The organism is Thiocapsa sp. UBA6158, from assembly GCF_002423035.1.
Taxonomy (GTDB): domain Bacteria; phylum Pseudomonadota; class Gammaproteobacteria; order Chromatiales; family Chromatiaceae; genus Thiocapsa.
This window is the reverse complement of record NZ_DIUM01000014.1, coordinates 52,846-76,805: the sequence shown is the minus strand read 5'-3', so window position 1 is coordinate 76,805 and position 23,960 is coordinate 52,846. Positions and strand designations below refer to the sequence as shown.

Sequence of the window (23,960 nt, the reverse complement as noted above, 5' to 3'; positions counted from 1 at the left end):
CTCCCACGCAGAGCGTGGGAGCCAGATGTCAGTCCCGTACCCGCACTCGCTCCCACGCCGATCGGTGATCAGGCCGAACGGCGGATGTCTGCGATGGGTATCGTCAGGGTGACTTGGCGGTGCAGAAGCTCGATCAAGAGTTGGACTCGGCGCTCGCCTTGGTGGTTCTTGAAGATGGCTTCAAGCCCGCGGAAGGGGCCTTCGATGATCTCGACCTTCTGTCCCGGGGAGAGGTCGACTTGAGTGGGACGGGCGTCGAGACGACGCTGAATCTCCGCGATCATGGCGTCTTGGATGGGCAAGGGCTCGCGGCCGAAGGAAACCAGGCGTGCGACACCGCGGGTGGAGCGCAACGGATACCAGTTGTCGACCCAACGACTCAGCCGAATGAACAGATAGTTGGGGAAAAGCGATTCCTCGACCACCAGGCGACGCCCGCGATGGATGCGCTCGACCGTCACCTGCGGGTGGAAGATGCTGTAGCCCTGCTGGATGAGATTCGCCGCAGCGCGCTCGGCCTGCCGTGGCTTGGACTGAACCAGATACCATTGGGGCGCGGCTTCCACGTCGGTCTCGCGGTTCATCAGACTTGCCATCGATCAGGCCGCTTCGTCGACGATCTGTCGACTCGGTTGCTCCAATGCCTCGGACAGGCTGTTTTGTTGCTCCAATATCCGCGACAGGCTATGCGCATAGTGCGCAATCAACAGGTAGGCAACGAAGATCGACAAGGCCGCGTAGAACATGTCTGCTTCGCCGAGCTGATTCAGGAAACCGAAGATACCGATCCCTGTCAGCAGGATCGCGGCGCCAAGCATCAGGATCAGGGCCTTGCGTGTACTGCGGAAGATGCGAGACAAGAAGTGATGCAGGTGACCGGCATCGGCACTGAAGGGCGATACGCCGTGCAGGATACGCCGACCCATGACGCGCAGCGTGTCCATCAGAGGGATGGCGACGAGCCAGAGCGCCGTCACCGCGTCGATGCTCCGGCTCGGTCCGGCGGCGGCATCGACCAGCGCCCAGACCAGGATGTAACCCAGCAGAAGGCTGCCTGCATCCCCGAGGAAGATCTTGCGCCCGGTCACACCGAACAGCTCCAGGTTGCAGATCAAATAGGGAATCAGCGCCGCGATCGTGGCGAGCAGCAGGATCTGGATCGGGCCGATCTCGGGTGCGAGGAGCAGCAGTGATGCAAGCGCGATCAGGATCAGGCCGCCGGCCAAGCCATCGATGCCGTCGATCATGTTGACGGCGTTGATGATGCCGACCATCGCAAACACGGTGAAGGGGACTGAGAACACGCCGAGATCGATCGGTCCGAGGCCCAACACATCACCCAGCGAAGTCAGCGTGACCCCACCCCCGATGCTCAGCAAGAGTGCGGCAACGACTTGCGCCACGAGGCGCACCCTCGGGCCGAGACCGAAGCGGTCGTCAACGGCGCCGACCAGCACCAGGAGTGCGGCGCCGGCCATGCCGTAGAGCTGCGGCGCGGTGAGCGGCAAAGCGAGCAGAGTGCTCGCGACGAGTCCCGAAAAGATCGCGATCCCGCCGATCGGCGGAACGGAATGGCGGTGGACCTTGCGCCGTTCGCCCGGATGATCCATCAGGCCGATCACGGGTGCCAGCGGGAAGAGCGCGGCGAGCACCAGGCTGCTGATGAGAAACGCGACAACGATGTTTAAGATCATGAGTCTCGCCAGTGCTCCGACGTGAATCCGGGAACCCTCTTCGGGTCGTGTGCTACCTTGTCCATACCGATCTGCATCCTTTTTTCCATTATCTCGCAAAAATTCCACAAATCTGCGCCGTGTGTCTCGATCCGGCGATCGCCGTGCCGGAGCCTTGGACGCGAGCGTGCGCCGACGCGATATTACCCCACCCAAGGCTCAACAATAAGTAATTACTTTCTAATGCGAATTCGCAATCCTCGGCACCAGTCAAAGATCGGCATGCGGTGGCGCGAGCGCGCCAGGCTGGGCAGAGTCAAGGCGCGGCACTCACCGGCGCCGGCGTGGCGCGCAGCACACTGCGTGACTGGAACGCGCCCCCTGCGATCCCGGAGGAGACGCCAAAAACCCCCTGCCGATCGGTCGATCGGTCCCCGGGCGAATATCGACAACATTTGTGCGGTAGTAAAATCCACGCGATCGCCTAAAGTCTGCATCTCGTAACAGTGTGCAGCACGGCTGCTGTCGGGTCGCGTGCTGCGCAGCGACCGTCTTACTCGCCTCTGGCCACCACCGCATCTGCCGTCGATGATCAAAGCTCACTCTCAACGCCTCTTGCAGCCGTACTCGGGGCAAGTACAGATCGCTGAAACCGACCATGCGCGAGCGCTCTCCATGGACGGCGATGTGTGGGAGTTTCAGTTCATCTATGCAACGGCTGGGGGCGGCTCGGCAAGCGCCGCTCGCCAGAAGGGGCGCTTTACCAGGGCGGCGCACATCAGGCATTGCGATCTCGAGCGGGTGATCGCAAACCCTGTCACGGAAGATGGCGAAGTCGACCAACGCATCCTCGATTTGGCGACGTTTCTGATCGGGGCCCGACTGCCGTTCGAGGCCGCCGATCGCTACGAGTACTGGCTCCTTGACCCTAAGGACCATTCGCCGCTCGCATTGATCTTCTCTTGCGTCGATGCGTCGGAGATGGCGTCGTTTCCAAAACTGACCGATTGGGCTGCGCTCCCGGCCGCCGTGATGCCGATCGAAACGAGCGAGGCCGAGCGCGGCAGTTCATATGGGCCGGTGAACTACCGTTTGGAAAGATGTGTGGCCGAGCGTGCGGGTGCCAAACCAAGAGCGCACTGGTTCACCCGAAGGCACAGCGAGAGTGAGGATTTTCCACCGTTCTTGATACGCGAAGACTGGGAGAGCGAAGAGAAGCGGGATCTTTGTCGACGCTATCTGCATCGCCAGGCACCCCGTTTGCTGATGCTGCATGGCGTGAATCTGGATGAGCGGCGCAGAATGGAGTTGGCGGCGCGGGCGAACGCGCTGGACGTGGCGCGCTTCTATCCGCTTTATCCGGAAATCGCCGATAGCGATGTGATGGACAAGATCCGGATCGAGGCTCGGTTGCGGTTGGCTGCAGGGGAGACGGCCTATTCGATGGGGCGCCGGGATGGTGTTCTGTACCAGTGATGCGGTCGCGCGCAGGCCGGTCTCATGCGACCTCTCGCAGAATCCGAGCTGTGTTGCACGACACCCCGGCGCTTCGAGCCGCAGATCCTCGAGTGGCATCCCGACTGAAGCATCGGGAGAAGCACTGCGCCTCCACGACGCCCTTGCCTCGCGCGCAGCACGGGTTATTTATATAGGGGCATCAAAGACGCGGCGGTCTTTCGTCTGCAGGGCGGTTCACGCAGGGCTCCGAGCAGCGAAGCACGAGCCGATTTTAAAAACACCAGAAGAAACAGCGACCCAAGGATGTGCGCCGCGTCGGGGCTTGGGCCAGCCCCATAAGAAGGAGTTATGAGCGCCGAAAATGAATGAGTCGCGAAGCATGTACTGAAACGCTTATACTCCCGAGACCATGTCGCGAAAGGCGTCGCAACGGAGCCGATTTCACGGTGGGGCGGTTGGATATCCGTTCCTTCGGCGTAACCAGTCGACCTGATGCGGGGGCGGATCGGGTCGCCGTTTTCCTCGAGATAGCCGAGGTTCACATTTAATTTGGAGTCATCATCCAATGATCGCAAGTAACCCTTTCGCGATTTTGTCCGAGAGCCTTTCGCTCGATCCGGGTGTCATGCAGGCGTACGTCGTTCTGATGGTCCTTCTGGTCATCGGCGGCACACTGCTGGATGTCGTCCATAAGAAGAGTGCCAAGTTTTTTTTCGAGAAGGGTCAGTCGCTGAAGAAGATCGCCAAGCGTGAAGTCGGTGGCGGGGAAAAGCTCGGCGTCGTCCTGAGCACGGTGACGAACGAGGTGCTGACCTCGAGCGAGTTCAAGAATCCGCAACGTCGTGTCTCGCATCTGTTCACGATGTACGGCTTTATCTTTTTCGTGGTGACCACGGCCGTCATGATCTTCGGCCTGCCTGTTGCCGAAGGCGAGGGCTCGGCTCTAACGCCCTTGCTGTGGCATCTGGGTGCGCTCTCGATCTGCATCGGCGGCTACTGGTTCTGGTTCAAGATCCGCGTCGATGTGCGCTCCGAAGGCAACGAGTGGTACAACGTGCACCAGTCCGACCTGTTCATCGTCTCGCTCTTGCTGATGGCGACCTTCGCGCTGATTTGGTCCTTCCTGCAGGCCGTCGGCGGTGCGACCTCGGTGTTGAGCATGATGGCGTTCATCCTCTTCATCGTCGCCGCCACCACGCTGTTCAGCACCATCCTCTGGTCGAAGTTCGCACACATGTTCTTCAAGCCTGCGGCTGCGTTGCAGAAGAAGATGGCGGTTGCGGACGGATCCCGCGACAAGCTGCCCGAGATTCCCGATTTGTCCAGTGCCGAATGCAAAGAGCGTTACCCGGACATCCCCGAGTACATGGGTGCGAATCCGCCGAATATGGGGCTCGGCATCAAGCGCGAAGCTCCGGTCCACTATTGATCTCGAGCTGCGAGCTCAAGCCACGAAGAGGAAACGATTATGCCAACCTTCGTCTATATGACGCGCTGTGACGGTTGCGGCCAATGTGTCGACATCTGCCCCTCGGATATCATGCACATCGATCCGGTGGTGCGCCGCGCCTACAACATCGAGCCCAACATGTGCTGGGAGTGCTACTCCTGCGTGAAGGCCTGTCCGCACAACGCCATCGACGTGCGCGGCTACGCGGACTTCGCCCCGCTCGGCCATTCGGTGCGGGTGCAACGTGACGAGGAGAAAGGTGTCATTGCCTGGCGGATCATCTTCCGCAACGGCGAAAAGGACATGAATCTCCTCGCGCCGATCACGACGAAACCCTGGGGCAAGCACATTCCGCAGTTGGCAGACGTGCCGTCTCCCAGTCAGGAAATGCGCGACAGCGAGCTTCTGTTCAACGAGCCGAAGTACATCCGATTCGATGACGGTGGTCTGCACACCCTCGAACGTGCCGGGCTCCAACTGAAAGTAGGGGTTTACGAATAATGGCTTACAAGACAATCGTTGAGGACGGCATCGACATCTTGGTGTGCGGTGCAGGACTGGGCGGTACAGGTGCTGCCTTCGAGGCACGCTACTGGGGCAAAGACAAGAAGATCGTGATTGCCGAGAAGGCGAATATCGATCGATCGGGCGCGGTGGCACAGGGCCTGTATGCCATCAACTGCTACATGGGCACCCGTTTCGGCGAGAATAACCCGGAAGATCATGTTCGCTACGCGCGCATCGACCTGATGGGGATGGTCCGCGAGGATCTCCTGTTCGATATGGCGCGTCACGTGGACTCGACCGTGCACCAGTTCGAGGAATGGGGCCTGCCGTTGATGCGCAACCCGAAAACCGGCGCTTATCAGCGCGAGGGGCGCTGGCAGATCATGATCCACGGCGAGTCCTATAAGCCGATCGTCGCCGAGGCTGCCAAGAAGTCCGCAGACAAGGTCTTCAACCGTGTCTGCGTCACCCATCTGCTGATGGATGAAGCCAAAGAGAACCGTGTCGCCGGCGCCGTCGGGTTCAATGTGCGCACCGGCAACTACCATGTGTTCAAGTCCAAGACGGTGGTCGTCGCGGCTGGAGGTGCGTCCAACATCTTCAAGCCCCGTTCGGTCGGCGAAGGCGCCGGGCGCGTGTGGTATGCCCCCTGGTCGTCGGGTTCCGCCTATGGCCTGATGATCAATGCCGGCGCGAAGATGACCCAGATGGAGAACAGGATCGTTCTCGCGCGCTTCAAAGACGGTTACGGTCCGGTCGGGGCTTATTTCCTGCACCTGAAGACCTACACCCAAAACGGCATGGGCGAGGAGTACGAGTCCAAGTGGTTCCCGGCCCTCCAGGAAATGGTCGGCAAGCGCTACCTGGATGTCGAGGCGTCGCATCTGTCGCATCGCCCGATCCCGACCTGTCTGCGCAACCACGCGTTCATCAACGAAGTGAACGCCGGGCGCGGTCCGATCCACATGGTGACCATGGAGGCGTTCCAGGATCCGCATCTCGAAGAGATCGGCTGGCACAACTTCTTGGGCATGACCGTCGGCCAAGCGGTCTTGTGGGCCGCGACGGATGTCGACCCCAAGTATGAGAATCCGGAGCTGACGACCTCCGAGCCCTACGTCATGGGTTCTCATGCCACCGGGTGTGGCGCCTGGTGCTCCGGTCCCGAAGACGTCTCCCCGCCGGACTACTTCTGGGGCTACAACCGCATGACGACCGTGGAAGGTCTGTTCGGCGCGGGTGACGCTGTCGGTGGTACGCCGCACGCCTTCTCGTCCGGCTCCTTCACGGAAGGCCGTCTCGCGGCCAAGGCGGCCTGCAAGTATATCGACGACGGCAAGGGCGAGGGCATTCGCGTCTCCGAGGAGCAGATCAACCGTCGCAAGGAAGAGATCTACAAGCCGATGGAGCACTACAAGGTCTATCGCAACGAGATCACCGCCGGTTCGGTCAACCCGAACTACATCAACCCGCGTCAGGGCCTGGATCGTCTGCAGAAGCTGATGGACGAGTATTGCGGCGGGGTGACGGTCAGCTACATGACCAACGAGAAGCTGCTCAATATCGGGCTGAAGAAGCTCAAGCTTCTGGAAGAGGACCTTGAAAAGATTGCCGCGGAGAATATCCACGAGCTGTTGAGGGCCTGGGAGCTGAAGCATCGCCACCTCACCTCCGAGGCGGTCATGCATCACACGCTGTTCCGCAAAGAAACCCGCTGGCCCGGTTATTACTACCGCGGTGACGCCATGAAGGTGGACGACGAGAACTGGCATGTGCTCACGGTTTCTCGCCGCGATCCCGAGACGGGCGAGTACACCATGGAGAAGGCACCTTGCTACCACCTGATCGAGGACAAGCAAGAGGCTAAGGCGGCCTAAGCCGTTGCGAAAGCCGGGGCCTCGTGAATCGGGGCCTCGGATGTCTTCTTGCGCTGCTTCCGGGCCTGTTGGACGAGCGCCGTGCTTAAGCGTCATGCGCGCTTGCGTCTTGACCAGGTGACACGCCTGGCGTTGATCGAGCGTGTTGCATCGCCGTCAAGGCGGCGGCATGGACTCGAACTCGTCGCAAGATGGCCGAGACGCACACCGAATGGCGATGCGAAATGAATATCAACGATAAGTCCGACGAGGAAATTCTCGAGATCGCCCATCCGATGTGGGACGAGTTGGTCCAGTTCTCCAACAAGGGCCAATACGGCAAGTTTATCCGGAAGTTCTCCTATGAGCTGCTGCTCGGTCTCAACGAGGTCGAGCTCGGCAAGCAGTTCGCTCACAGCGATCTGTCTCGGAATCTGGTCGAAGAGCGAGACTTTCTTGGTCTCATTCGGCGTGGCGAGCATGTGACCGTTCTTTACCGCATGCGAAGTACGGCGAAGGAAGGGGAGTGGCTGGGACGAATGGTTCTCGGCTATGAGAAAGGCGAAGTGCGTATTTTCGCCGTATCGATTTTCTGAGCGTTATGACCGATACCATAGAGCGCAATAAGTACGTCGAGCTCAAGTACCGAGTCGTCGACGCCAAGGCGGGCCATGTGCTGACGGCTGTGGATTTTCCGTTGGGCTATGTCCACGGTGTCAACGACGTGCTTTCCACTCAAGTCATGGCCGAGCTCGAGGGCCGAGCGGTTGGTGATACGCTATCGGTCGAGCTGGACTGCAACACCTTGTTTGGCCCTCGGGATGAGTCTCTCGTCGTGACCGACCACATCGAGAATGTCCCTGAAGAGTACCGAGAGGTCGGTACCAGCATCCTGATGGAGAACGAGCAGGGCGAGACGAAGACTTTCCTGGTCACGAGAGTCGACGAGAAGACCTTGACGATCGACGGCAATCATCCCTTGTGCGGTCGGCACGTGGTGTTTGAGCTTGAAATCTTGACCGTTCGAGATGCGACCGAGGCGGAGATGGCAGCCGGCGGCAAGGTTGAAATGCCGCCTGCGCTCGCGGGTGTCAAGGCCGTCCCTCTCTAGCGAATGATCGAAAAGACGTGAGGCAGGGCTTCCGCCATGAGTGAGAGTGTATGCAGCTGAACCTCGATCCGACATTATTTGAAGAACAGCAGTTCATACTGGTCCGAGAGCTGGTGCAGAGTATCAGGGTCAAGCTGCAGGAAGCGGGCCTAAGCGGCGAAAAGCTCGAAGATACGACAGTCAGTATCGCGTTCAGTGTTGCCAGTACGATCGATGACACGTCGGCGATCGACGTCGACGGTAAGGAAGTCCATCCGTACCTGACATTTCGCACGTCGGATGAAACGTTAACCCACTGCGGTGAAAACGCATACACGCATGAGTTCGTGTACGAGGCACTGCAAATCCTGTCAAGAAAAGGTGACGTATGAGCGAGCAATCCAAAAGCAGACCAAAGGTTCCGGAAGGCAAGGTGCGTTTCCACAAGACCAAGCAAATGGAAGCCAACGAGAAGGGTTTCGTCGGATATCAGACGATCTGGGAATCGTTTCAGAAAGAGGTCGCTTATAAGGCCCCGAAGCGCCCCTGATCTGCGGCGGGGCAGGACGCCCCGCAGTTTCGATCGTCCACGCTGCTGAATCAGGACTCGGGATCTGACCCGGGTTTCCCGCCGCGCTCCATTTCTTCCGCCGTCGCATCGCGGACCAACAGGACCTTCACCTGGTAGATGACCTCCCGGCCGCAGAGCGGGTTGTTGCCGTCGAAGGTGATCTTGTCTCCCTCGATCTTGGTCACCAGGAAGCTTTTCATTTGACCGAGATTATTCTCCATCAGGATCCGGGTGCCGACCTGGCGATACTCACGCGGCACGACGGCCACCTTCTCGGTCATCACGAGTGACTCGTCTCTCGGACCGTACAGCTCATTGCAGTCGACAAGCAGGTCGACCCGTTGGCCTTGCGCCTTGCCTTCAAGCTCGCGCGTGATCTTGGGTGCCAATATCTCATTCACCCCGTGAACATAGTTGAGTGGGCGCAGGATTTCGGTGAGCACATCGCCGGTCTGACTGTCGCGCACGAGATAGGTGAGCTCGACATACTTGCCGTCGGCAATGGTATCTGGACTGTTTTCGGTCATAGTTGTCCGAGTAAGTGTTCAGGTGATGGAGACTAAAAGGGCGTTGCGGGCGTTCCGGTTGACGATATCAGGGTTGAAAGCAAAGGCTTCAATCAGCGGCCTGTCCCGAGCAAGACCCCCTTGGTGCGTAGATCCTCCATCAATCCGGCCCCGAAGGCGATGACCTGTTCCGGATCCGGATGGCCGAGCTCAGCTGCGATGCGCCCGAGCACCTCGCGCCCGGTCTGCGGGCTCGACGCCTCTTCCAACAGGTTCAGCAGGCGCTGTGTGACGGCGTTGATCTCGAGAAAGGCGATGGCGTCGTGCGGCGTGCGATAGACCAGCAGATGGGTCGGCTCCGGCGGCGGCGCATCCGGTCGCCAGTCCGGCCCGATACGATGGACCGGGAAGCGATAGCTGAGATTCCAGGCCAGCGGCGAGAGCACCGGGCGGCCCTCGAGCAGGTCGCCGGTCGGATCGATGTGGGCGCGGTCCGGCTCCGCATCGCTGATCTGCAACGCCAGCTCGACCCGTTCGTAGTGGGCCAGCTCCAGAAGAAAGGGCGGATCCCGGGGATCGCCCGTTCGTGCCGTCTGCAGAAAGTCGAGAAACTCCTGTCCCAGCTCCAGAAAGAGCGGTGTCTTGGCGCGATGACGGACGAAGAAATCACGGATCAGCTCATCCCAGTGGGCGTCGGGCAGGATCCGGTGAATCACCGGGAAGTTGCCCGCGAGCAAGGCCGAGACGTTGTTGAACACCAGATCGCGATAGATCGCCATGCGGCGATCCTCGACATCCTCCGGTCTGGCGACCTGTGTCGGATCGCGTAGATGCGCGGCGAAGGCGAGCTGGCGTCGGATGAAATCGGGTTGTTCAGGCATCGGCCGCGCACCGCGCCGATCGCGCCGCATGGACCTGCTGGATCTGTTTGATCCGCTCGACCTCCCGAACCAGCTCATCCAAAGGCGGGATGTTGAAGTCGCGCTCCAAGAGCGTCGGAAAGACCCCGAACCGCGCGTAGGCCAGATCCAACAGCTCCCACACCGGGTCGATGACGTCTGCGCCGTGGGTGTCGACCCGCAGGTCTTCGGCCTCGACATCGTGTCCTGCGATGTGGCCGTAGCGGATGCGCTCCCCCGGCAGTGCGGCCAGGAAGGCGCACGCGTCGTAACCCTGGTTGACTGCATTGACATGGATATTGTTCACGTCGAGCAGCAGGTCGCAGTCGGCCTCGCTCAGCACGGCATTGATGAAGTCGATCTCCGAGAGCTCTTGCCCCGGCGCGCCGTAGTAGGAGACGTTCTCCAGGGCGATACGCCGCTCCAGGATCTCCTGCACCTGACGGACACGCCCGGCGACATGCCGGACGGCCTCCTCGGTGAAGGGGATGGGCAGGAGGTCGTAGAGATGGCCGTCGTCGGAGCAGTAGCTCAGATGCTCCGTATAGGCGCGGATGCCGTGGTCGTCCAAAAACGCCTTGATCTGCCGCACGAAGTGCAGGTCGAGCGGGGTCGGTGCGCCGATCGAAAGCGAGAGTCCGTGACAGACGAATGGATGGCGCTCGGTGAGCGCGCGCAGGCGTCGCGCGTTCACGCCGCCCATACCGATCCAGTTCTCGGGGGCGATCTCGTAGAAATCGACCCGCTCGGGCGGCCGCTCCGCCAGGGCGCCCAAAAAAGAGCGCCGCAGACCGAGGCCGGCGCCGCGAACGGGGTCGTGTTCTGGAGTCATGCCGTCAAGAGGCTCCGTTTCGAATCGTTAGACCTGGACAGCGCTGTCGAAGAGCGCTCATCCCCGTTCCCGGCGGGGTTGTTCGAGGTTCGGCGAGCGCTCAGTATAGGCCCTGGCCGGCCGATGGGGACGACGGACGACTCCGCGATTGTGCGGCGCCGCCTTCCTTGGGTCCACCGCAGAGCGTCGCGCCGGCTGACCCGACGCCCGGGTGCACCGCCGGGTCGCGCCGCAAACACACCGAGCCGATCGGCTCGACGACGGAGAGCCTTAGCCTGTGCGATTGATCCTTCAAACCGGTCCGAGCGGCGCGCATTCCTGCCGCCTGCCCGTGCGTCACGCCGCGACGGCTGCCGCCGTCGTTGCTGTCCTCGGCGCTGCCCCGATCGGTGCGGAGCCTGTCCGCGTCGATCCCGAAACAGGCGCGGCCACCCATGCAACCCAAGCCCACGGCGTGAGCGTCTCGCTGACTCAGCTCCTGCCCGACCAGGTCCGCGCCTTCTATGTCGCCCGCGGGTTCGACCTGGCCGATGCGGATGTCTTTGCGGATGCCTGCGTCTACATGACCGTACTGCGCAACGACACGGCGCCCGGCGAGATCGACTTTCGCCTGTCCGACTGGGAGGTCCGACACAACGAAGAGGTCCGTCCCCTTCCGCCGTTGGACGACTGGCTGGCGCAATGGACGGCGCGCGGCGTGCCCGATTCGGCGCGTCTGGCTTTTCGCTGGGCCCAGTTTCCCTCCGAGCAAACCTATGCACCCGGAGAGTGGAATCAAGGCATGTTGGCCACCGGGCTGCCGCCCGGCAGTCGCTTCGATCTGATCGCCCGCTGGAGGATCGCGGACCAAACCTACGAGGGGACACTCGACGATGTGCGTTGCACCGATTGACCGGATCCGCGCAGGACTGTCGGTTTTGCCGGCCCTGCTCCTGTGCATCGGCACCCTCGGAGCCGTCGGCACTGTCGGCGCAGCCGATCTGCCGCCCCTGAGTCACCGACTCACGCTGATCGAGGATCCCGCAGCGGCTCCGCCGCTGCGCCTCGAGGATATCGAGGGGGTCGAGCATGACCTCGCCGACCTCAAAGGCCGGTTGGTCCTGGTGAACTTCTGGGCCACCTGGTGCCCGCCGTGCCGTCGCGAGATGCCGTCCATGGAGCGGTTGTATCAGCAGTTCAAGGAGCGCGGTCTGACGGTCCTCGCGGTGGACGTCGGCGAGGACATGGATACCGTCTTCGCCTTCACCGGTCAGCTGGATCCGGCGCCGACCTTTCCGCTGCTGCTCGACACGGATTCACAGGCTGCGCAGGATTGGGGCGTGAAGGGGCTTCCCACCAGCTTCGTGGTCGACCCGGAAGGCCGGGTGATCATCCGTGCGGTGGGCGGGACCGAGTTCGACGCTGCGGCGGCCGTGGATCAGTTGGTGCCGTTTCTGCCGAAGCCTTGACGGCGTCCCGCGCCAACCTTCTGTGCTGAAACCAGGCATACCAGTCCACCGGATTGTGCGCATGCTGAATCAGGTAGGGCGAATCCTCCAGGATCAAGCGGTTGGTGTAGCGAGGCCGGCCATCGGGGAAGAGGTGCTCGGTGCGCGGGCGGTAGTCCGGTCCCTTGGCCGCGAGCGCCGCCGCCAGCCGGCGTTGCAGCTCGGGCGAGTCGGTTGTCGAGGTGTCTGCTGGTGCATGCGCGCGGTCGTGGACCTCGGGACCGACGCCGCCAACCAACGCCGTGGTGAGGCAGAGCAGCAGGGAAAGGCCGGCGAGCAGGCGGTTCATGCTACCGCGACAGCTCCACCTTGTCGTAGACCTCGGCCAGCGACAGCTCGGCCTCGACGACGCGCAACGGGATGGAATCCGACGGATCCTGGTAGCTGCTCAGACTCCAGGTCCCGTCCGGTTGGCGGAGAAACAGCTCCGCCTGCATCCGATATTGCGACAGCAGCAGATAGGCCTGCAGACTCCGGAGGCTTCGATAATGTCGGAACTTGTCGCCGCGGTCGTAGGCCTCGGTGGAGTCCGACAAGACCGCGACGACCAAGGTCGGATTGGTGACCATGTCGCGCCGGCCGTCGTAGAACTCGCGTTCGCCGCAGATCACCATCACGTCCGGGTAGGTGCCCACGTCGGCGGAGGCGATATGGACCTTCATGTCGCTTGGATACACCAAGCAAGGTCGACCCTTGAGCTGGTTGCGCAGCTCGGCGCCGACATTGAGCACGATCAGATTGTGCTCCTCGGTGCCGCCGGCCATGGCAAAGATCTCGCCGTCGACGTACTCGCTGCGCTGGTCTGCGGCCGATCGCTCGATGGCGAGCCAGTCGTCGAACGAGAGACGTGGTTGATGTGCTGTGGACATCGTGATCTCCGTTGGGTCGTTGCGGCGGATGGTGCTGGCCCGAGTATAGACTCGGCAACGCGCGCCTTGATGCGTGCCACGGATACGGACGGCTTCCAGTCGGTCGAGGTCAGGACCGGGATCGACGCGTCAGCTGCCCTTCATTCCAGGTCGCCGAACAGGAGGCCCAAGTCGATCTCGATCGCTTCGAATGGCGGGATGCGCATCTTGGCCGAGGTCTCGTCCGGGCCGTCGGCCGTGAATACGGAACGGTATCCGCCGGCATCCAGGGCATAGGCGATCAGCGCCCGGTCCTCGGGTGAGACGATCCAATAGAAGGGAACCCCGGCGCGCTGCAGGCGCAGGAAGTGTGTGACCGTGTCCTTGCGCTCGTGGCCCGGGGAGAGGATCTCGCAGACCCAGTCCGGCAACACGGACATGACGCCGGAAGGGCGCTCCGGCAGCCGCTCCTTGCGCCAGCCGGCCAGGTCGTGGCTGGGACAGTGGTGCTCGTTGTAACGGACACTGATCTCGGGGACGATCCACCAACCGCCCGGCTGCTGTTGCATGACGAGCGGGAATGCTTGGCCGATCAGCGCGGTCTGTGCCTGGCCATGCTCGAAACGACTCATCGGACGCTGCACGATCTCGCCGTCGATCAGCTCCACGCGCTCCTCGCCGGGCCAGGTCAGCAGGTCGTCGATGGTCAGGAGGCGTTGTGCTTCCATCAGGTGTTGCTCGCAAGTCAACCGGGAAAGGTCTGGATAACAGTATCCAGCTTAGCACTCCGTGATTCAGATGCTTTGACGCTCCGAGCCTGCGAAGCAATACGCGGCCTTCATCGGTCTCGACGTCGATCGCCGGCGAGCGACACACGAACGCGCCGCCGAGGTTGAGACCGGGACCCGGGTAGCCCGCTGAATCGGTCAGCCAAAAAACATTCAACGTATCGGTTGATGGTCGAGCGCCGATCTGCCAATATCGGCTTCATTCGGCCATCCCGGCAGTCGGAGGCACACCCCTTGGACAGCTTCATCCAGTCCCACGAAGCGACGATCCGTCTCGCGTTCTTCGTCGGCATCTTCGCGCTCATGGCGATTTGGGAGGTTCGCGCGCCAAGACGTGCGCGTACCTTGACCCGACTGCAACGCTGGACCAGCAACCTCGGACTGGTCTTCTTGAATACGCTCGTGCTGCGCATCCTGTTTCCGGCGGCCGCGGTCGGGATGGCGCTTTTTACGAGCGCGCAGGGTTGGGGGCTGCTCAACGTAATCGACATACCGGGCTGGCTTGCGGTGCTCATTGCCGTCGTCGTGCTCGACTTCGTCGTCTGGGTGCAGCACGTGCTGTTCCATGCCGTGCCGGCGCTGTGGCGGCTGCACCGGGTGCACCACGCCGACCTGGACTACGACCTGACCACGGGCGCGCGCTTTCACCCGATCGAGATCGTGCTGTCGATGCTGATCAAGTTCGCGGCCATCGCGGCACTCGGTCCGCCGGTGGTGGCGGTGATCATCTTCGAGGTCATCTTGAACGGCATGGCCATGTTCAACCACGCCAACGTGCGTCTGCCGCTCGGGGTCGACCGCGTCTTGCGTTGGTTCGTGGTGACGCCCGACATGCACCGTGTGCATCACTCGATCGAGGACGACGAGACCAACTCCAACTTCGGCTTCAACCTGTCCTGGTGGGACCGCCTGCTCGGCACCTACCGTGACCAGCCGCGGGCCGGCCACGAGGGCATGACCATCGGGATCCGCGACCACCGCGATCCGCGCCGGGTCGATCGGCTCGACGGGATGCTGGCGCTGCCCTTTATCGGACAGGTGACCGATTATGCGATCAATCGGCGGCGCTGGGAGGATCAGCCGCCGGATGCGCGGCCCTGAGTAGGCCGGTCGCGGTACTCCTCCTCCTGGCGCGTCCGGCCATGCCCTCGCGGCGCGGCAGATGAGCGGGTTCGGCGGGATGCTGACCATCGAGATCGCCGGCGCCGGCGCGGCGGCCAGCGCGGTCGCCGATCGGCTTGAGCTGTTCGCGCTCGCCCCCAGCCCGGGCGGTGTCGAGAGCCTGGTTACCCAGCCAGGTACCACGACCCATCATGGCCTCACACCCGAGGAGCGCGCCCGACGTGGCATTTCAGACGCGATGCTGCGACTCTCCATCGGATTGGAGGACGCCGAGGACCTGATCGCCGATCTGCACCAAGCGCTCGGCTGACGCGACACAACCGATTCATCAACCCCACGGAGACCACCGCATGAACCATCGCCTTCACAGCGCCGGACCCGCTCTCGTCATTGGACTGCTTGCCATGACGTTTGGGGCCGGCACCGTTGCGGCCGAAGAGGTCACCCTGACCAACCAGGGCCTCGTCCTGAACGCCAACCTGGAGACGACCGGCACCGACTGGCAGCAGGGTCCGGTGGTGCTCATGACCCACGGCACGCTCGCCCACGGCGGCATGGAGATCATGCAGACCCTGCAATCGGCCTTGCAGGATCGCGGGATCAGCTCTCTGTCCATGACCCTGAGCCTGGGTCTGGACAACCGCAGCGGCATGTACGACTGCGCAACACCCCATACCCACCTGCACACCGACGCCGTCGGTGAGATTGATGCCTGGCTCGGCTGGCTGCAGAGCCAAGGGGTCGAAGAGGTGGCCCTGTTGGGACATTCGCGCGGCGGCAATCAGTCGGCCCGTTTCGCCGCCGAGCACCCGGACGCCCCGCTCAACGCCGTGATCCTGATCGCCCCGCAGACCTGGAGCGAGACCGCCGCGGTGCAGGACTACGACAAGCGCTTCGGCAAGGCGTTGGAACCTCAGCTCGAGCGGGCGCGTCTGCTCGACTCGGAAGGGCGCGGCGCCGAGATGCTCAAGCCGGTCGACTTCATCTACTGCGCCGAGACCTCGGCAACCGCTGCGGCCTTCCTCTCCTACTATTCGCCCGATCCCCGCATGGACACCCCGAGCCTGATCCCCGAGATCAAGGCCCCGGTTCTCGTGGTTGCCGGCAGCGAGGACGACGTCGTCGCAGGACTGGTCGAGGCGGTGCAGCCCCTGGCGGACGGCGAGCGCGTCAACCTGAGCGTGCTCGAGGGTGCCGATCACTTCTTCCGCGATCTCTACGCGGAGGAGATCGCCGACGCAGTGCAGACGCTGCTCGAGGGCGAGTGAGTGTCAGGGACTCGCGACCAGGTCCTGATCACTAGCGTTTCGCGAGTCTGACCTTGAAGGTACTCCCCTCGCCGAGGGTGCTGTCGCATGTCACCTCGCCACCGTGCAGGTGGGCGATGCTGCGGACGATATAGAGTCCCAGCCCGGCGCCAATGGCGTCCTCGACCTGGGACGTTCGGTAGTAGCGCTCGAAGATCCTCGGCTGCGCTTCGGGAGGGATGCCCACGCCCTCGTCACTGATTTCGATGATCAGGTCGCCGCCCTCAGCGCACGCTCTGAGCGCGACGACACCGCCCTCGGGAGAGTAGCGCACGGCATTCGATCTGCTCGACCGAGATGAAGCGGTCCTGCCGCAGAAAACGCTCGAGGATGGCAGACAGGCGCCGCACGCCGCCGCGGATCTGCGCGATCCGCGCCTTGCTCGCCTCGGCGTCCACCGCGTCAGGACCTCGGGTTCAAGTGGGTGGGTTCAGCGAAGCCGCCGCGAGATGCTGTGGATGACGGCCTCGAGTTCGTCGAAATCGATCGGCTTCATCAGGTAGGCATCGGCGCCCTGATCCAGACCGCGGATGCGTTCCTCGAGTTCTCCCAGGGCCGTGGTCATGATGATGCCGCAGCGGCAACACCGGCGCAGGCGTGCCGCCAGGGTGTAGCCGTCCTCGCGGTCCTCGCCCAGCAGGATGTCGAGCAGGGCAACATCCACCGGCGCGGTGGCCAGTGCCTGATCCAGGCCCTCGCCATCGGCCAGCCCGGTCACCGCGTAGCCCCGTGCGGTCAGCATGGTGACCATCACATCCCTCAGGAGTGGTTCGTCCTCCACCACCAGCAGCCGCAACGGCCCGGTGGAGCCTCCCGTGGGGGTGGACAGAGCGGCGGCCGGCTCACTGCCCACGCCTGTTTCCGTCCCTCCCGCGCTGATCCGATCCACCATCCGCACCAGATCGACCAGTGAGCTGGCGCCTAATTTTCGAAATATTTCAGTCCGATGGCTCTTGATGGTGTTGATGCTGGCGCCCAGACGCTCGGCGATCTCCTTGTTCATCAGGCCAGCGGCCATGAGTACGCAGACCTCGCGCTGACGTGGTGTGAGGAGATCGAAGCGAAGACGCAGATCGCTCGGCAAATCAGAAAGAGGTTCGCTGACCATGGTTTGGTTAGATGGTTGGTCCCTGGTTACGTTCGTTGACACGCTTGGGCGATCTGTCCGGCGCCGAGCACGCTAAGGTTCATCATCACGGCTCATCCTGCGCGGTCTCGTCGTGATCCGGTCCCGCTAAATGGCGGGTCGGCTCCTCGACCGGATATCCGAGACACTGCGCGAGTGCCATCCGGGTGTGCCGGGCGAGAAACTCGCGTGACAGGCGGCGCTCGCTGAACAGGAGGTGCCGGCTCGTCGCTTGGTCGAGATAGAGCAGATCGTCCGGTGCGGGATTGAAGGGGCGGCGGCTGATGCGGGCAATGCGCCCCAGATTCAGACCGCGCCCGTCGTCGAGCAGGATCAGGTGCGGGGTCAGTCCTCGCGCCGGATCCGGGCGTGGGAAGTCGATGAGCCCAAGCAGGACGTAAGGCGTTCCGCTGAGATGGACGCTGAGCTGAATGGGGCTCTCGACCACTTCCACCAGGTAGATCGTCTCTCCGATGGCGGTGCGCAGCGCCTCGACCTGGCGATGGTAGTCGGCTGAGGGCCAGAGGTCTTCGGCCGTCGCATCGGGCCGATCCTCTGGATGCAGTGCGTCGGTGCTCGCATCGGTTGGCATGATCGGCCCGACCGTCTCAGTGTTCGACCGGCCAGCCGTTGGCCAGCCAAGCGGTCATGCCGCCTTGGACCACCTGCACCTGGCCGAAACCGCGCCCGGCGAGCAGGGCCGCGGCCTTGGCCGAGCGGCGGTCGGTGCGGCAGACCAGTGCGATCGGCCGCTCGAGGTCCGATCCGAGCGCTTCGATCCGCTCGGGCAGGCTCTCAAGCGGGATGTTGAGCGCCCCCGGGATGTGACCTTGCTCGCCGACGAAGTCCTCGTGCGCGCGCACGTCGAGCACCAGGACATCCTCGCGCGCGGCGTCGAGACGGCGCTTGAGACCCTCGATCGGCAGCATGGGTCGCTGACGCAACCGCGCGACCAGTCTCGGCAGGAAGGCCACTGCGGCGAGCAGCGCCAGTGCGATCAGGCCGTTGCGGATCAGACCCTCGCCGGCGATCGCCGCGCGGCCGGCGAAGCCCACATAGGTATAGGCCAAGGCGCCCGGCAGCATGAACACCAGGGTTGCCAGCAGGTAGGGCAGGATGCGGATGCGGGTCAGACCCAGTGCGTAGTTGAGCAGATTGAACGGGAACAGCGGTACCAGCCGGGTGAAGGCGACGAAGCGCCAGCCCTCGGCCTCGACCCCTTGGATCAGGCGCGCGAGCAGGCCCTTGGCGCGCGCCTGCACCCAGTCGCCGGCGAGATGGCGGGCGATCAGAAAGGCCAGCCCGGCGCCGAGTGTGGCTCCGAGCAGGTTGTAGAGCGTGCCCCAGAGCGGGCCGAACAGGGCTCCGCCGGCCAGTGTGAGTACCGCGCCGGGCAGGAAGAGTACTGTGGCCAGCACATAGAACCCGATGAAGATCAGCGGTGCCGCGGCACCGGCGCCGCTGATCCATGACTCCAGTGCCGCGACGTCGAGATGCTCGCGATAGAGCAGGGCGACGGTCACTGCAGCGATCAGCAGCAGGGCGCCAAGTGTGCGTAGAAGCGTGCGATTCATGGCGGCCTCGGGCGTCGGCTCGGCGAACGAAACGGTCTGTTCGGCGGCGTCCTGCCACGCGGCATCTCCTTTCGAATTCGAACGGGGACAGTTGTCTGCAGCGGTTCGGGTCATCTGCAGATCGGCGGAGATGCTGGCAGTTTCCATGAAAAGGATCAACCCAGTGGTTGAATAGGATAACCTGTGCTCGAGTGGGTTAAGCGCCGGACAGGGCAGGGCGGAATGCCGGCCGGTCGAAGAATGCCCGGGTCGGAACCCCGCGGGGACGCGGCTGGGATATCCTATCGGCGTGATCTCCGACGGAACCCTTGCGACTGCATGCGCTACACCGACGAACAACTCCGGGCCATCGAGCACGCCGGCGGCCACTCGCTCACCTTTGCGGTCGCAGGTTCGGGCAAGACGCAGATGCTGATCGGGCGGGTGCGCTTTCTCCTCGAGCAGGGGGTTTCGTCCGAGCGTATCCGTGTCCTGGCCTTCAACAAGGCCGCCGCACGCGAGATCAAAGAGCGCCTGGCCTCTGCCTTGCCGGCGTCGTTTCAAACCCCGAAGGTCTCGACCTTCCACAGCCTCGGGCTGAGCCTGATCGCACTCTTCGAGCGACACGGGCTCCTGGCGCGCCTGCGCTTGGAGGAGAACGAGTCTGTCGAGAAGCGGCTCGCGCGCGAGGCGGCCTTGGCGGCGATCAAGGAGGAGCATGTCGAGGACTACCCGAGCCAAGACGACCTGGAAGCCTTTCGCATCTTTATCGGTCTGGTGAAGTCGGACATCCGCACGCCGCGCGACGCCTTCAAAGCCTTCCGGATTCCGGGCCATTACGGCTATTTCATCCGCGCCTTCGATCGCTTCGAGACCGCCCGCAAGCGGGCCGGTCTGCGCTTCTTCGCAGACCTCCTGTCCGAGCCCGCGACGCTCATGATGACACATCCCGGCGCGCTCGCGCTGGTGACCAACAAACTCGACGTGGTGGTCGTGGACGAATTTCAGGATGTCAGTCGCATCCAGGTCGAGCTGCTCGTCCGGTTGATCGGGACCCGCGCGACCTTGAACGCCGTCGGCGACGACTCCCAATGCATCTACGCCTGGCGCGGATCCCGTCCGGAGCTCATGGGCGAGGAGTTCGAGCGCTTTTTTCCCGGTGCCACTCGTTACACCTTGTCGAAGACCTTTCGCTTCGGGCATCGGGTCTCGCTCGCGGCCGGCATGCTGATTGCGCACAACCGCAATCGGGTGGCGACACTCTGCGTGTCGGCGCTTTCCACGCCGGACACCGGGATCGACGTGATTCGCGCCGAGTCCGCGGGCGATCAGTCCGCGGTCGTCGACGTCATCGAACGCTGGCGTGGCAACGGTCGCCGTCCGGGCGAGTGTGCCGTCCTCGCGCGACTCTGGGCGCAGACCTTGGGGCTCGAGCTCGCGCTCATGGATCGCGGGATTCCCTACTTCAAGCCGAAGGGCGACCTCTTGACCGACCGCGACGTCGTCGGGCTTCTCGGCTGGCTGCGTCTGGCCGAGGGTTCGCTCTTCGCGGATGCGCGCGCGCCCGAGATCATCGGTGCGATGCTGACGACCCCCACGCTGTGGCTCCCGGCCAAGACCATCGCCAATCTCGCCGATGCGATCGTCCGACAGCCCGAGCGGGCGCGCACGCGGTTGCTCGAGGTGGCGACTCAGACGCGCAAGCCTTACCAGGCGGCCAAAATTCGCGCTCGCGCCGACCTCTGGAGCGAGGCACCGAGCTGGAGCGGGCTGCCTGCCGCCGAGGCACTGCGGCTGTACGCCTTACGGACCGATCTGACCGACTCCTTCGCGCGCTCCGCGAGCAGCGATGCGGCATCCGAGAAGGAGATCGCCTATCGGACCCTGCTCGGAGCGGCATTGCGTAAGCGTGCGTCGATCGGCGGCTTTCTCGCGCATTTGGACGCGCTGCGCCCGGTGCGCCGGCGCGAGGCGGCCGAACGCGACCTGATCCTGCTCTCCACGATTCACCAAGCGAAGGGGTTGGAGTGGCCGCTGGTCATCGCCGCCGGACTCGAGGAAGGCCAGTTCCCGTCGGATCGATCCGATCCCGAAGAGGAACGACGCCTGGCTTACGTGGCCTTCACCCGCGCCAAGGAGCAGCTGGTCCTCGTCATCCCGCCCGACGCGCGCTTCGATGCGGCATGGCAAGGCCGCGCGTCGCAAGGCCCCGGGATCTCGCGCACGCGGGCCAGCCGGTTTGTCTTCGAAGCGCGACTGCGAACCGCGGTGTCGGTCGGGGGTGCCGTGTCCAAACGGATCTCGCGAACCGATCCGCAGACCGAACTTCCCGATGCGCCAGCCGAAGCGAGCGCCTTGCTGAATCGCTATCTGGAGGCGGTCGGCATCCCCGATCGCTATGCCGTGCCCGAAGCGCACACCGCGTCGTCGAGCGGGGATGGCTCGCCGCGGTGGGCGGTCAACGATCGGATCCGCCATCGGGTGTTCGGCGAGGGGCGCATCGTCCGCGTGCGCGAGAAGGACGTCCTCGATATCGACTTCGCCGGAAAGCGTCGCTCGATCAAACTCGGCATCGTCGCTCTGGAGCGGATCGAATGATCCAAATCCCTCTCCTGCGCCGAGACGAAGCGGTCCAGGTCGTGGGGATCGTCGCTGGTCATCGCATCACTCCCGGGACGCCATGGCCGCGACGCGGGGCTATCGCCATCACACCAGTCAGCCCTCAACGGCTCGCCCCGGATCGCCCCGGATCGAACGACTCGTCCGTCCAATCCACCCCGGTCAGCAGCACCGACAGCATCCGCGCCCGCTCGGCGCACGACAGATAGAGATTCGTCACCAATCCGGGCTGATAGGCCGTGTTCGGAAAGAACGCCTGGAACGCAAGCGCCCCCTCCTCGTAACCGAAACTGCCGAACCCGTAGCCCATCGGAACTTCGCTCAGGGCGCGAGCGTTCAGCTCAAGCGCCAGGTGCCGCCCCTCCACGTCCGATGTCACCGACACGGGGAAGCGTTGCCGCAACGCCAGGCCGTGGCCATACCAGGGGTGGGTCTGATCCGTCGCGACCTCGCAGAGCGAGGAGGCGCGCTTGCCGTGGGGAAACTCCGCCGTGAAGCCCGTCGCGTCCCCGGATCCCGTAAGGGCAGGGGGATAATCCAGATAAGCATCGACGAACTGCGCCAGATCCTCACCCGGCCACCGCGACGGCGCCCGGCCCTCGGTAGCGAGCAACTCCAGGGCCTCGGCGATCAGGTCATCGAGCTCCGCGCGCAATCCCCGCTCGGGATGGCCACTCTGCGCGGGCGCCGCACCAACCGCCTCGGCGATGGCCGAGGCGCCCCGATCGGCGTCGCGGATCTGCAGCATGGCGGCCAGGCCGATCAGACGCCGCATCCAGCCGTCGTTGTCCGCGTTCACCCGTACCAGCGTGCAGAGATCCAGTGTACGGCGCGCCGGGTCATAGACCGGGCCGGCCATGCCCGCCGTGCGCAGCGTGACCGCCTGCAGCACCGCCAAGACCTCCTCGTCGAGATCCAGATCGTGCAGCAGCTCGGTGCGCACCAGCACCAGAGCCGCCGGCGCGTCGTCCGGCCCGGCCTCCCGGCCGATGACCTCCAGTGTCTGCGCCTGCCGATGCGGCCACCAGCGGAACCCGCGCGCGGTTTCCTGCGACCAGGCATCCTCGACCTGGAACAGCTCGGTGCGCAGCCAATTCAGCGTGTTTTGTCCAATGTTCAATAGACCGCCTCGACATCCGCCTTGGTCAGCAGCGCACAGGCATCCACCGGAGGGGGTGCAGCGCCCTCCGCGCCGACCACAGCCCAGGGACTGTAGAGCATTCCGGCGAGCAGGAGCAGGATCGCCGGCCGGAGACCGGCCAACCTGGTATGGGGTTCGCAGTGGCTGAGCAACATCGGGTCGTCCCTTCAGTGGCCGAACGCTTCGATGACAGGATGTGATTCGCTCGATAGGCAGACCCGATTCCGACCGAGTGTCTTTGCGGCGTAGAGCTGCGCATCCGCCGCATCGATGAGGCTGCTCGGGGGCTGGTCCGGCGCGGGCTGGCACAGGGCCCCACCGAGGCTGATGGTGACCCAGGGGCTGGTGGCAGAGGCCCCATGGGGGATGTGCAAGGCCTCCACCGCCGCCCGCAACTGTTCGGCGATCAAGGCCAGGCCCTCCCGGCTCACCCCGGGCAGCAGGCAAACGAACTCCTCGCCGCCATAGCGTGCGACGAAGTCCCCCGCGCGCTTGAGATTCGCGGACAGGGTGGTCGCGACGCGGCGCAGACAGTCGTCACCGGCCTGATGGCCCTGGCTGTCGTTGAAGGCCTTGAAGTGGTCCACGTCGATCATGATCGCGGCCAGGGTCACGCCGCAGCGAGTCTCACGGCGCCATTCCCGGGCCAGGCGTGCATCCAAGGTGCGGCGGTTGGGGATGCCGGTCAGGCCGTCCAGGTTGGACAGTTGCTCCAGCAGATCACGCTGGCGCTTGAGCTCCAGATGCGTCTTGACCCGCGCGCGGACGACGGCCTCGTTGAAGGGCTTGGTGATATAGTCCACCGCACCCAGGTTCAGCCCGCGTGTCTCCTCCACTGCATCGGCCAAGGCCGTGATGAAGATGACCGGGATCGAGGCCAGTTGATGGTCGGCCTTGAGGGCTGACAGGGTGGCATACCCATCCAGCTCCGGCATCATGACATCGAGCAGGATGAGGTCCGGGACGCTGGCGGACGCCACCCGCAGGGCTTGGCGGCCATTATTGGCCATGGAGATCCGATAGCCCTCATCGCCGAGGATGCGGCTCAGCACCCGGATATTGTCCGGGACGTCGTCAACGATCAAGATGCGCATGGTCACTCGCGGTTTCGGCCTCCGGAGGAGGTG

28 protein-coding genes and 1 pseudogene are annotated in these 23,960 nt (G+C 63.6%); 14 read left to right on the top strand and 15 right to left on the bottom strand.

The window, feature by feature from the left end; all coding sequences use genetic code 11:
- Positions 1-68 precede the first annotated feature (68 nt).
- Together rfaH and B4N44_RS02445 are read right to left on the bottom strand one after the other, a co-directional pair.
- Entirely contained in the window at positions 69-584 is a 516-nt protein-coding gene (gene rfaH / locus B4N44_RS02450) for a transcription/translation regulatory transformer protein RfaH (RefSeq protein WP_296696600.1), read from the bottom strand.
- A 15-nt stretch (positions 585-599) separates the two neighbouring features.
- Positions 600-1,694, bottom strand: coding sequence for an undecaprenyl-phosphate alpha-N-acetylglucosaminyl 1-phosphate transferase (locus B4N44_RS02445; protein WP_296696598.1), 1,095 nt, complete (start codon positions 1,692-1,694; stop codon positions 600-602).
- A gap of 654 nt (positions 1,695-2,348) precedes the next feature.
- On the opposite strand from B4N44_RS02445, the gene B4N44_RS02440 reads away from it, so the two are divergent.
- The 8 genes from B4N44_RS02440 (at position 2,349) to B4N44_RS02405 (ending at position 8,584) form a co-directional block, all read left to right on the top strand.
- On the top strand, positions 2,349-3,149 hold the full coding sequence (locus B4N44_RS02440; RefSeq protein WP_296696594.1) for a hypothetical protein: 801 nt from the start codon (positions 2,349-2,351) through the stop codon (positions 3,147-3,149).
- Positions 3,150-3,696: 547 nt separating this feature from the next.
- Positions 3,697-4,560 (top strand): adenylyl-sulfate reductase, encoded by an 864-nt coding sequence (locus tag B4N44_RS02435; RefSeq protein ID WP_296696590.1) that lies wholly within the window; start codon positions 3,697-3,699, stop codon positions 4,558-4,560.
- A 39-nt stretch (positions 4,561-4,599) separates the two neighbouring features.
- A complete protein-coding gene (gene aprB / locus B4N44_RS02430) occupies positions 4,600-5,082 on the top strand; it encodes an adenylyl-sulfate reductase subunit beta (RefSeq protein ID WP_296696587.1) in 483 nt (160 codons plus the stop codon).
- Positions 5,082-6,965, top strand: coding sequence for an adenylyl-sulfate reductase subunit alpha (gene aprA, locus B4N44_RS02425; RefSeq protein WP_296696584.1), 1,884 nt, complete (start codon positions 5,082-5,084; stop codon positions 6,963-6,965). The genes aprB and aprA overlap by 1 nt, the downstream gene beginning before the upstream one ends.
- 224 nt (positions 6,966-7,189) lie before the next feature.
- The gene (locus tag B4N44_RS02420; RefSeq protein ID WP_296696581.1) at positions 7,190-7,540 is read left to right on the top strand and encodes a hypothetical protein; all 351 of its coding nucleotides are present in this window, start codon (positions 7,190-7,192) and stop codon (positions 7,538-7,540) included.
- A gap of 5 nt (positions 7,541-7,545) precedes the next feature.
- Positions 7,546-8,055 carry an FKBP-type peptidyl-prolyl cis-trans isomerase gene (locus tag B4N44_RS02415; protein ID WP_296696577.1) on the top strand — a complete coding sequence of 170 codons (510 nt, stop codon included), beginning with the start codon at positions 7,546-7,548 and terminating at the stop codon, positions 8,053-8,055.
- A 50-nt stretch (positions 8,056-8,105) separates the two neighbouring features.
- Positions 8,106-8,426, top strand: coding sequence for a hypothetical protein (locus B4N44_RS02410; RefSeq protein ID WP_296696574.1), 321 nt, complete (start codon positions 8,106-8,108; stop codon positions 8,424-8,426).
- On the top strand, positions 8,423-8,584 hold the full coding sequence (locus B4N44_RS02405; RefSeq protein ID WP_296696571.1) for a hypothetical protein: 162 nt from the start codon (positions 8,423-8,425) through the stop codon (positions 8,582-8,584). The genes B4N44_RS02410 and B4N44_RS02405 overlap by 4 nt, the downstream gene beginning before the upstream one ends.
- A 50-nt stretch (positions 8,585-8,634) precedes the next feature.
- Here the strand turns inward: B4N44_RS02405 and B4N44_RS02400 are convergent, their stop codons facing one another.
- The 3 genes from B4N44_RS02400 to B4N44_RS02390 form a co-directional block, all read right to left on the bottom strand.
- The gene (locus tag B4N44_RS02400; RefSeq protein ID WP_296696570.1) at positions 8,635-9,132 is read right to left on the bottom strand and encodes an FKBP-type peptidyl-prolyl cis-trans isomerase; all 498 of its coding nucleotides are present in this window, start codon (positions 9,130-9,132) and stop codon (positions 8,635-8,637) included.
- 92 nt (positions 9,133-9,224) lie between these two features.
- Positions 9,225-9,992 carry a DNA-binding domain-containing protein gene (locus tag B4N44_RS02395; protein WP_296696567.1) on the bottom strand — a complete coding sequence of 256 codons (768 nt, stop codon included), beginning with the start codon at positions 9,990-9,992 and terminating at the stop codon, positions 9,225-9,227.
- Positions 9,985-10,842 carry a DUF692 domain-containing protein gene (locus B4N44_RS02390; protein ID WP_296696565.1) on the bottom strand — a complete coding sequence of 286 codons (858 nt, stop codon included), beginning with the start codon at positions 10,840-10,842 and terminating at the stop codon, positions 9,985-9,987. The genes B4N44_RS02395 and B4N44_RS02390 overlap by 8 nt, the downstream gene beginning before the upstream one ends.
- Before the next feature lie 277 nt (positions 10,843-11,119).
- On the opposite strand from B4N44_RS02390, the gene B4N44_RS02385 reads away from it, so the two are divergent.
- Together B4N44_RS02385 and B4N44_RS02380 are read left to right on the top strand one after the other, a co-directional pair.
- On the top strand, positions 11,120-11,734 hold the full coding sequence (locus B4N44_RS02385; RefSeq protein ID WP_296696564.1) for a hypothetical protein: 615 nt from the start codon (positions 11,120-11,122) through the stop codon (positions 11,732-11,734).
- Positions 11,735-11,759: 25 nt separating this feature from the next.
- Positions 11,760-12,290 carry a TlpA family protein disulfide reductase gene (locus B4N44_RS02380; RefSeq protein ID WP_296696562.1) on the top strand — a complete coding sequence of 177 codons (531 nt, stop codon included), beginning with the start codon at positions 11,760-11,762 and terminating at the stop codon, positions 12,288-12,290.
- Here B4N44_RS02380 and B4N44_RS02375 read toward each other — a convergent pair.
- From B4N44_RS02375 to B4N44_RS02365, 3 genes are all read right to left on the bottom strand, one after another.
- Positions 12,211-12,618: a DUF255 domain-containing protein gene (locus B4N44_RS02375; RefSeq protein WP_296696561.1), complete on the bottom strand. Its 408-nt coding sequence runs from the start codon at positions 12,616-12,618 to the stop codon at positions 12,211-12,213. The genes B4N44_RS02380 and B4N44_RS02375 overlap by 80 nt on opposite strands.
- A 1-nt stretch (position 12,619) precedes the next feature.
- Complete coding sequence (locus B4N44_RS02370) at positions 12,620-13,198, bottom strand: Uma2 family endonuclease (protein ID WP_296696560.1); 579 nt, start codon at positions 13,196-13,198, stop codon at positions 12,620-12,622.
- 140 nt (positions 13,199-13,338) lie between these two features.
- Positions 13,339-13,905, bottom strand: coding sequence for a Uma2 family endonuclease (locus B4N44_RS02365; RefSeq protein ID WP_296696558.1), 567 nt, complete (start codon positions 13,903-13,905; stop codon positions 13,339-13,341).
- A 294-nt stretch (positions 13,906-14,199) separates the two neighbouring features.
- Between B4N44_RS02365 and B4N44_RS02360 the strand changes: the two genes are divergently transcribed.
- The 3 genes and pseudogenes from B4N44_RS02360 to B4N44_RS02350 all read left to right on the top strand — a co-directional run bounded on the left by B4N44_RS02360 (position 14,200) and on the right by B4N44_RS02350 (position 16,355).
- Positions 14,200-15,066, top strand: coding sequence for a sterol desaturase family protein (locus B4N44_RS02360; protein WP_296696555.1), 867 nt, complete (start codon positions 14,200-14,202; stop codon positions 15,064-15,066).
- A gap of 43 nt (positions 15,067-15,109) precedes the next feature.
- Positions 15,110-15,397, top strand: a pseudogene (locus B4N44_RS02355) (PLP-dependent transferase); the annotation flags it as partial.
- Positions 15,398-15,437: 40 nt separating this feature from the next.
- The gene (locus B4N44_RS02350; protein ID WP_296696552.1) at positions 15,438-16,355 is read left to right on the top strand and encodes an alpha/beta hydrolase; all 918 of its coding nucleotides are present in this window, start codon (positions 15,438-15,440) and stop codon (positions 16,353-16,355) included.
- Between the two features lie 31 nt (positions 16,356-16,386).
- On the opposite strand, the gene B4N44_RS02345 is transcribed toward B4N44_RS02350, so the two are convergent.
- The 4 genes from B4N44_RS02345 to B4N44_RS02330 all read right to left on the bottom strand — a co-directional run bounded on the left by B4N44_RS02345 (position 16,387) and on the right by B4N44_RS02330 (position 19,241).
- Positions 16,387-16,668 carry a sensor histidine kinase gene (locus B4N44_RS02345; RefSeq protein WP_296696549.1) on the bottom strand — a complete coding sequence of 94 codons (282 nt, stop codon included), beginning with the start codon at positions 16,666-16,668 and terminating at the stop codon, positions 16,387-16,389.
- A 156-nt stretch (positions 16,669-16,824) separates the two neighbouring features.
- Positions 16,825-17,502 (bottom strand): response regulator, encoded by a 678-nt coding sequence (locus B4N44_RS02340; RefSeq protein WP_296696547.1) that lies wholly within the window; start codon positions 17,500-17,502, stop codon positions 16,825-16,827.
- An 85-nt stretch (positions 17,503-17,587) separates the two neighbouring features.
- A complete protein-coding gene (locus tag B4N44_RS02335; protein WP_296696545.1) occupies positions 17,588-18,112 on the bottom strand; it encodes a hypothetical protein in 525 nt (174 codons plus the stop codon).
- A gap of 16 nt (positions 18,113-18,128) precedes the next feature.
- Positions 18,129-19,241: a VTT domain-containing protein gene (locus B4N44_RS02330; RefSeq protein ID WP_349681056.1), complete on the bottom strand. Its 1,113-nt coding sequence runs from the start codon at positions 19,239-19,241 to the stop codon at positions 18,129-18,131.
- A gap of 171 nt (positions 19,242-19,412) precedes the next feature.
- Here B4N44_RS02330 and B4N44_RS02325 point away from each other — a divergent pair, with 171 nt between their 5' ends.
- Positions 19,413-21,671, top strand: coding sequence for an ATP-dependent helicase (locus tag B4N44_RS02325; RefSeq protein WP_296696544.1), 2,259 nt, complete (start codon positions 19,413-19,415; stop codon positions 21,669-21,671).
- A 124-nt stretch (positions 21,672-21,795) separates the two neighbouring features.
- On the opposite strand, the gene B4N44_RS02320 is transcribed toward B4N44_RS02325, so the two are convergent.
- From B4N44_RS02320 to B4N44_RS02310, 3 genes are read right to left on the bottom strand one after another with little or no spacing between them, the layout of a single operon-like run.
- Positions 21,796-22,812 carry a hypothetical protein gene (locus B4N44_RS02320; RefSeq protein WP_296696541.1) on the bottom strand — a complete coding sequence of 339 codons (1,017 nt, stop codon included), beginning with the start codon at positions 22,810-22,812 and terminating at the stop codon, positions 21,796-21,798.
- Positions 22,809-22,988, bottom strand: coding sequence for a hypothetical protein (locus B4N44_RS02315; RefSeq protein ID WP_296696540.1), 180 nt, complete (start codon positions 22,986-22,988; stop codon positions 22,809-22,811). The genes B4N44_RS02320 and B4N44_RS02315 overlap by 4 nt, the downstream gene beginning before the upstream one ends.
- Positions 22,989-23,000: 12 nt before the next feature.
- A complete protein-coding gene (locus B4N44_RS02310; protein WP_296696538.1) occupies positions 23,001-23,927 on the bottom strand; it encodes a diguanylate cyclase domain-containing protein in 927 nt (308 codons plus the stop codon).
- Positions 23,928-23,960 lie beyond the last annotated feature (33 nt).